At 41.0% G+C, this 503-nt stretch carries 1 protein-coding gene; it reads left to right on the plus strand.

Annotation, left to right across the window (positions count from 1 at the left end):
- The coding region (locus A1D25_RS11020; RefSeq protein WP_157393997.1) for an RNA-guided endonuclease InsQ/TnpB family protein at nucleotides 1-503 on the plus strand (503 nt) is incomplete at both ends.

Below are 503 nucleotides of genomic sequence, written 5' to 3' on the forward strand. Positions count from 1 at the left end.
GGCTTGAAAGAGAGCTTTCGCTTTCCGCAAGGTTGTAAACTTGAACAAAAAAATAACCGCTTGTATCTCCCAAAAATCGGCTGGGTTCGCTATCGCAATAGCCGTGATGTGGTAGGCGAAATCAAAAATGTTACTGTTAGCCAAAAGTGCGGTCGCTTTTTTGTCAGTATTCAAACCGAATTTGAATACGAAATCCCAACCCACAAAGGCGGAGAAATCGGCATAGATATGGGCATTGCACGTTTTGCTACGCTTTCAAACGGTGAATTTTTTGAGCCGTTAAACGCTTTTAAAACCGACAAAGGCAAACTTGCAAAACTGCAACGCCAACTTAAAAACAAAGTTAAATTTAGCCAAAACTGGCAGAAATTAAAGGCGAAAATCGCCAAACTACACCACAAAATTGCTAACTGTCGCAAAGACTTCTTGCACCAAACTTCAAGCAAAATCAGCAAAAACCACGCAATGATCTACGTTGAAGATTTGCAGGTGTCGAATATGTC

It is taken from the genome of Ursidibacter arcticus (assembly GCF_009761375.1).
Taxonomy (GTDB): domain Bacteria; phylum Pseudomonadota; class Gammaproteobacteria; order Enterobacterales; family Pasteurellaceae; genus Ursidibacter; species Ursidibacter arcticus.